The organism is Patulibacter medicamentivorans (assembly GCF_000240225.1).
Classification (GTDB): Bacteria; Actinomycetota; Thermoleophilia; order Solirubrobacterales; family Solirubrobacteraceae; genus Patulibacter; species Patulibacter medicamentivorans.
Genome location: NZ_AGUD01000008.1, coordinates 1 through 6,746 on the forward strand (window position 1 = coordinate 1; position 6,746 = coordinate 6,746).

Sequence of the window (6,746 nt, forward strand, 5' to 3'; positions counted from 1 at the left end):
GCCCGCCGGGCGCGGCGCCGTCGAGCCGGTGGCGGGCGGCCGCGATCGTCGCACGCAGCCGGTCGGGGGCGCGGGCGATCCGCTCCCGGGCGTCGGCCAGCGTGGCGTGGCCCTCGCGCAGGAAGCGATCGGCGTGGGCGTCGACCGTCCGCCCCGCACCGAGGATCCGCGTGCGCTGGCCGTCGAGCCGGCCACGAGCGTGGACGGCGGCCGAGCGGGAGTCCAGCTCGCGCCGCAACGCCTGCGGCGCGCGGCCGGCGCGCGTCAGCTCGCTCCCGACGCGGGCCAGCTCGGCGCGCAGCGCCTCGCGGTCCGGCACGACCCGCTCGGCCGCGTGCCGCGGGACGAAGGCGGCGTGGGTGACGTGGTTGCAGACCGGGTTGTTCTCGGTGTGGCCGATCGCGGTCACGACCGGGGTCGCGATCGCGCGGATCGCCCGGCAGAGCCGCTCGTCGTCGAAGCAGACCAGGTCCTGCACCGACCCGCCGCCGCGCGCGACCACGATCACGTCGACCCGCGGATCGGCGTCCAGCCGGGCCAGCCGGTCGACCAGCTCGCCCGGCGCGGCGGCGCCCTGGACGCGGCAGCAGGCGGTCACGACCGGGACGGCCGGGAAACGGTCGCGAAGGCCGCGGATCACGTCGTGGAGCGCGTCGGAGTCGCGCCCGGCGATCACCCCGACGCCACGCGGGAACCGCGGCAGCGCCGGGAACCGCGATCGATCGCACAGCCCCTCGTCGGTCAGGCGCGCGATCAGCGCCGCGCGCCGGCGCAGCAGCTCGCCCTCGCCGGCGGCCTCGATCTCGTCGACGACGACGCGTAGCCGCCCGCCCGCGCCCCAGTACTCGCTGTGGCGGATGTGGACGCGGACGCGATCGCCGTGCGCGGGCTCGTGCGCCGGGCCGTGGCCGCCGCGTCGTCCGCGCGCCAGCCACGGCAGGAACGAGCAGGGCAGCACCTGGTCGCCGTCGGAGAGGTCGAACCACCAGACCCCGCGCCCGCCGGCCTTCGGCCGCTGGACCTCGCCCTCGACGACCGCGGAGCCGGCCTCGCGCAGCGCGCGACCGATCCGGGCCGCGTAGTCGCTGACCGAGATCGGGGCCGTGAGGCTGTCGGGCGTCGTCGACATCTGCCCTCCAAACCTACGCTGCGACCCGGCCGTCTCCGCCCGCCGCCGCGATCTCGGCGGCGGTCCGGCGCAGCATCGGCGCAGACCGCCCCGATCCCGCCCGTCCGACGCCATAGCGGATCGCGCGGGGTGCAACATCGAACCCAGACCTCGTCCGGGGGCCGCGCTCCGGTCTAGGATGCCCAGCAGTCCACGGATCGCGGTTGCCGCCGCGCGTTCCGTGGCTCATCGTCTGTCGTGTGGGACGGCCCAGTTGCCGCTTCCGCCCCATCGCGTCCGCCAGATCGCTTCATGGATTCCAGCTTCCGAGGGAACTACGACTCCGGCGAGGACTTCGTCCTCGAGTACGGAGATCTCCGCTTCACGTTCGCCGAACGTGACTTCGCCGAACGGTGCGAGCAGGCGGCCGTCCGCCTGGGCTTCGTGCACGATCGGCTCGACCCATCGGAGGTCGACGATCTGGTCAACCTCGCGGTCAACGGCGAGGTCGCGGAGCCGCTCTCGAACCTCGGCGCGCACGTCAACGACTGCTGGACCGAGCTGTCGGGACCAGCCGAGCGCTCGCTCGTGCACTGGCTGCGACGGCTGGTCTTCCGGGGCGCCTGGCTCGACCAGCGCGTGAAGGAGGGCGAGCTCGACGTCCGCTTCGACGAGGTCGAGCAGCGCTTCGAGTACGTGCAGCCGGCGCGCGACGACGAGCCGGTCGAGCTGGCCCCGGCGCCCTCCTGGTTCACCGTCGCCTACGTGCCGGTCGACGAGCGACGCTGACATCGCCCTGCCGCCGCGAGCGGCGCGAGGAACGACGAGACGCCCCGCACCACGGGGCGTTTCGTCGTCCTGGGCCGGCGAGCCGGACGGACCGGCTCGCCGTCGCCCAGATCCTCAGGCGACGAGCTCGGCGCGGGCCGCGGCGATCGCGGCCGCGCCCTCGTCGCCGACCAGCAGCTCCGGGCGCAGGGTGCCCGAGGCCGCCAGGTCGAGAGCCGGGAAGCGGCCGGTGCTCGTCAGGTGGCGGTCGAGCCGGATGACCGTGCTCTCGCCGCCGACCGGGTGCTCGCGGGTCGCGATGATCGTCAGCGAGCCGCCGTCCTTCAGGCGGCGGGCGGCGGCCAGCACGCGGCGGGCCGCGCCCTCGCCGAGGCCGTCGAGGGTGTCGATCAGGACCACGGCGTGGCCACCGCGGGCCGCGACGCGGCGACCGCGGTCGACGGCGTCGTCGATCGCCTTCGACCGCTGCTCGGGACCGCTGGAGAGGTCCAGCGACACGATCGGCTCGAGGCCGTCGGCCTGCCAGTCGCCCAGCTCCTCGGGACGCGCGCCGGCCAGGACCGGCAGCAGCTCGAGGTCGTCGATCCCCTTGAGGCCGACGGCCAGGCGACGGATCGCCTCGCTCTTGCCCGCGGCGTGCGGGCCGACGATCACGGCGCGCGAGCCGCGGCCGAGCGGGGTCAGCCAGGCGATCGCGGCGACCGTCGGGTCCTCGCTGGTGATCGCGAGCAGCTCGCTCGGGCGGACCGCCTCGAGCTCCTCGTACTTGGCGCCGGTCGAGGTCTCCTCGGCCGACGAGCCGTTGATCGTCTCGACGCGGACCAGCGACGGGAACCGCTCGCTGCGGCGCGCGGGGCGGGTCGGGCCGGAGACGCGGTCGCCGTCGACCAGCTCGCAGCGACGGACCTGGCCGGCGGAGACGTAGACCTCGGTCCCGTCCTTCGCCTTCAGGATCGCGGAGCCGTTGGCGGTGACGCCGATGACGCCCTCGACGGTCGGGCCGTCCTCCTCGCCCTCGCGCCGGTCGCGCCCGCCGTCGCGGTCACCGCGCGGCTCGCGGTCACCGCGGCCACCCTCGCCACGCGGCTCGCGGTCGCCACGACCGTCGCGCTCGCCGCGGCCACCACGGCCACCGCGGCGACGACGGCCGGAGTCCTCGTCGCGATCGTCATCGGAGGCGACGGCGTCGGTGGTCTCGGTCGTGGAGTCCTCGTCCCGGCGACCGCCACGGCGGCGGCGCTTGCGGCCGGAGCCGGACTCCTCGCCGTCGGCGGAACCGCCGCGGCGCTCGATGATCGTGTCGACCAGGTCCTCGCGGCGGAGGCGACGGAAGCCGTCGACGGCGAGCTCGCCGGCGAGGGCGTGCAGATCGGCGAGGGTGCTGGACTCCAGGACCTCGCGGGTCAGAACGGACATGTACTGCTCCTTCGATGTTTCGTCGGTGGGCGCCCGACCGCGTTGTGCGCAGCGGCCGGCGACTCGATGGCAACCCTAGACGACCCGCGGGGTCCGGCGCGCTCCCCCGGCGCGGAACCTCCCGCAACCGCCCACATTCGCGGGCGCGTCGACGCCGATCGCGTCCTCCACTTCCGCACTTGTCGAACGACGTGCGGACATGGCGCTCCATGTCCGCAGATCACCGCCCCGTCGCGGCGCGCCGGCGACCCCGAAACGACGACGGGGCGCCACGCGACCGTGGCGCCCCGTCGGGAGCGTCCTGCCTGCAGCGGGCGCGGCCCGCCGACGATCCGCCTCAGGCAGTCGCGCGCGACTGCTCGACCAGGCCGTGGAGCCAGGTGGCGAACTCGGGGCGCGACTGCCAGTCGCTGGTGAACTGGGCGATGCCCGACTCGGTCAGCGGGTGCTTGAGCATCTGGCGGAGGATCTTGCCCGGGACCGTCGCGACGTCGGCGCCGAGGGCGGCGGACACCGTCACGTGGATCGGGTTGCGGATCGACGCGGCCAGCACCTGGGCGCCGGTCGAGTTGGCCGCGACCGCCTCGACGATCTCGCGCGTGGTCTCGGTCGAGTCGACGCCGATGTCGTCGAGCCGCCCGAGGAAGCTCGAGATGTAGGTGGCGCCCGCCTCGGCGGCGAGGATCGCCTGCGGGGCGCTGAAGACGAGGGTCATGTTGACCGGGTGGCCGAGCTCGCGCAGGCGGCTGGTGGCCTCGAGGCCGGCGGCGCTGAACGGCACCTTGACCACGATGTGCTCGTGGAGGCCGCGCAGGGCGACGCCCTCGGCGACCATCCCGTCGGCGTCCTCGCTGACGACCTCGGCCGAGGTCGGGCCGTCGACCAGATCGGCGATCCGGCGGATGATCTCCTCCGGCGAGCCGTCCTCCTTCGCCAGCAGCGAGGGGTTCGTCGTGGCGCCGGCGAGCACGCCCCAACGGGCGATCTCCTCGACCTCGGCAACGGATCCGGTGTCGATGAACAGCTTCATGAGGTGCAGAGCTCCGCGGGCATGTGACGTGGTCGGGGGTCCCACCTCAGGGTAGAACATCGCGGGGCCGCGGCCGCGCGATGCCACCCCGCCGGAGCGCCCCGACCCGCCCTCATCGTCGCAGCGGCTCGCGCGAGCCGCCCGGATCGCCCTCGTCGTCGTCCTCGTCGTCGTGCAGCCACTGCAGCCGCACGTCGTCGCGATCGATCGAGGGCATCTCCTCGACACCGTCGAGCACGGCGCGGACCTTCAGGTAGTCGGCGGCCTCGCGAACGTCGTGGACGCGCGCGATCGAGAACTTGGCCCGCTCGGCGCACCACCCGAGCGCCGCCAGCGTCCCGGCCAGCCGGTCGTCGGGCTCGCGGTGGATGATCGTGCCGACGAAGTACTTGCGCGACACGGCCAGCAGCAGCGGGTGGCCGTGGACGGCGAGCGAGCGCAGGTCGCGCAGGACCTCGACCGACTCGGCCGGCATCTTCGCGAAGTCCGGGCCCGGATCGAGCACGATCGCGTCCGAGCGGACGCCGGCCTGCAGCGCCCGCTCGCGCAGCTGGCCGAGGACGTTGCGGACGTCGGCCACGACCCGTCCGCCGTAGTCCGGGAAGTGCTCGGTCTTCGGGGCGGCACGGGTGTGCATCAGCACGATCCCGGCGTCGCGAGCGGCGACGACGCTGGCCAGACGGGCGTGGTACAGCCCGCTGACGTCGTTGATCAGGTGGGCGCCGGCCGACAGGACCGCCTCGGCGACCTCCGGCTTCCAGGTGTCGACGGAGACGATCAGGCCGTGGTCGACCAGCCGCTCGACGACCGGGACGACCCGCTCCAGCTCCTCGCGGACGCCGACCTGGGGACGGTGGGTGACGCCGGACTCGCCGCCGACGTCGATGATCGCGGCGCCGGCCTCGGCCAGCTCGAGCCCGTGCTGGACCCGCTCGTCGACGGTCTCGAGCCGCCGGCTGTCGCTGAACGAGTCCGGCGTGCAGTTGACGATCCCCATCAGGAGCGGCCGGCCCGCCTGCAGCGTGAGGGAGCGTTGGCGCAGGCGGAGGGTGAGCGAGCTCACTCGGGTCTCCCGTCGGTCAGGTGGTAGTGCAGGAAGAGGACGTCGGCGGCCTGCCAGAGGCCGCGCACCCGGAGTGTGACGGGATCGGCCGGCGAGGCCGGATCGCCCCCGCCGGCGTCGAGCGGGCCGTCGAGGATCGTCAGCGGATCGGAGCCGCCGACCAGCAGCGGCGCGACGGTCACCAGCAGCTCGTCGAGCAGCCGGTCGCGGACGAGCCCGGCCAGCAGCGTCGGCCCGCCCTCGCAGGCCACCAGCCCGATCCCGCGACCGTGTAGGTCGGCGAGCACCGCGGCCGGGTCGGCGGGCCGCAGGCGAACGACCTCGACCGGATCGGCGAACGGCGCGACCGGATCCCGCTCGCCGTAGACCACGACGCGCGCCTGCGGCTCGTGCAGCAGCGGGACGTCGGCGTCGAGCGCGAGCGAGCGCGTGATCGTGGCCAGCAGCGGCTCGGCCGGCCGGCCGGCGGCGCGCCGCCGCGCCCGCTGGTCGTCGTCGAGGACGGTCGCGTAGCGCTCGCGGTTGAGCGTCGCGGGACCGACCAGCAGCGCGTCGGCGCGCTCGCGGACGCCGCGGAAGATCGCGCGATCCTCGGGTCCGCCGAGCGGGCCCGAGCGACCGGCGACCGCGGCCCGCCCGTCGACGCTGGAGACCATCACGCCGATCGTCCGCGGACGACCGGCGACCGGCGCCGCGGCGTCGGCGACGAGCGCGTCGAGGACCTGCGCGGCGGACAGCGACGAGCCGGCGGCGGCCTGGAGGTCGCGGAAGCGGACCTCGCTCACAGGCGCCGCAGGACGATCGTCGCCTGCGGCGTCAGGATCGCGCCGCTGTCCTTGCTGCTCTTCTTGGTGGTCGTGCGCTGCTCGGTGGTCGGCGCGTCGTTCGTGGTCGGCTGCGTCGAGTCGTCGCCCTTGAGGAAGGTCAGCGCGAGCACGACCAGCAGCGCCAGCAGCAGGATCCCGACGACCGCGACCTGCCAGCGCGGCGCGTGGCCGCCGCGGCGCTCGCGCGGCTGCAGCCGCTCGCCGTGACCGCTGCCGTCCTCGTCCCACTCGTCGTCCCACTCCTCGCCGGAGCTGGGATCGTCGCCGTCGAGGCCGAGGGCCGCGATCTCGGTCGAGGACCACTCGACGGTCGCGTCGGGGTCGGCCGGCGCGCCGCCGCGGCCGCGCGGGGCGGCCGGCCGGGCCGCCGCGGGCGCCTGCTCGGGCCCGGCGACCGGCTCGCCGGTGAAGGGGTCGAACGAGCCGCTGGAGGACGAGGAGCGCTCGCCGGTGGCCGGGCCGTCGTCCTGCGGCGGCGCGCCAGCCGGGTCGGCCGGCCCCGGGTCGGCGACC

General features: G+C 75.1%; 6 protein-coding genes and 1 pseudogene. 1 reads left to right on the top strand and 6 read right to left on the bottom strand.

Annotation, left to right across the window (positions count from 1 at the left end):
- Nucleotides 1-1,129 (bottom strand): exodeoxyribonuclease VII large subunit (xseA, locus tag PAI11_RS01325; RefSeq protein ID WP_050897058.1); only part of this gene is annotated, 1,129 nt, incomplete at its 3' end.
- A gap of 291 nt (nt 1,130-1,420) precedes the next feature.
- On the opposite strand from xseA, the gene PAI11_RS01330 reads away from it, so the two are divergent.
- On the top strand, nt 1,421-1,897 hold the full coding sequence (locus PAI11_RS01330) for a hypothetical protein (protein ID WP_007570026.1): 477 nt from the start codon (nt 1,421-1,423) through the stop codon (nt 1,895-1,897).
- 114 nt (nt 1,898-2,011) lie between these two features.
- Here the strand turns inward: PAI11_RS01330 and PAI11_RS01335 are convergent, their stop codons facing one another.
- The 5 genes and pseudogenes from PAI11_RS01335 to PAI11_RS26685 form a co-directional block, all read right to left on the bottom strand.
- Nucleotides 2,012-3,313, bottom strand: a complete 1,302-nt coding sequence (locus PAI11_RS01335) for a Rho termination factor N-terminal domain-containing protein (protein WP_007570029.1) — start codon at nt 3,311-3,313, stop codon at nt 2,012-2,014.
- Nucleotides 3,314-3,650: 337 nt separating this feature from the next.
- A complete protein-coding gene (locus tag PAI11_RS01340; RefSeq protein WP_007570031.1) occupies nt 3,651-4,343 on the bottom strand; it encodes a transaldolase family protein in 693 nt (230 codons plus the stop codon).
- Nucleotides 4,344-4,455: 112 nt separating this feature from the next.
- A complete protein-coding gene (gene folP, locus PAI11_RS01345) occupies nt 4,456-5,406 on the bottom strand; it encodes a dihydropteroate synthase (protein WP_007570033.1) in 951 nt (316 codons plus the stop codon).
- A complete protein-coding gene (locus tag PAI11_RS01350; protein ID WP_007570035.1) occupies nt 5,403-6,191 on the bottom strand; it encodes a RibD family protein in 789 nt (262 codons plus the stop codon). The genes folP and PAI11_RS01350 overlap by 4 nt, the downstream gene beginning before the upstream one ends.
- Nucleotides 6,188-6,746 (bottom strand): annotated as a pseudogene (locus PAI11_RS26685) (hypothetical protein); the annotation flags it as partial. The gene PAI11_RS01350 and the pseudogene PAI11_RS26685, both read right to left, overlap by 4 nt.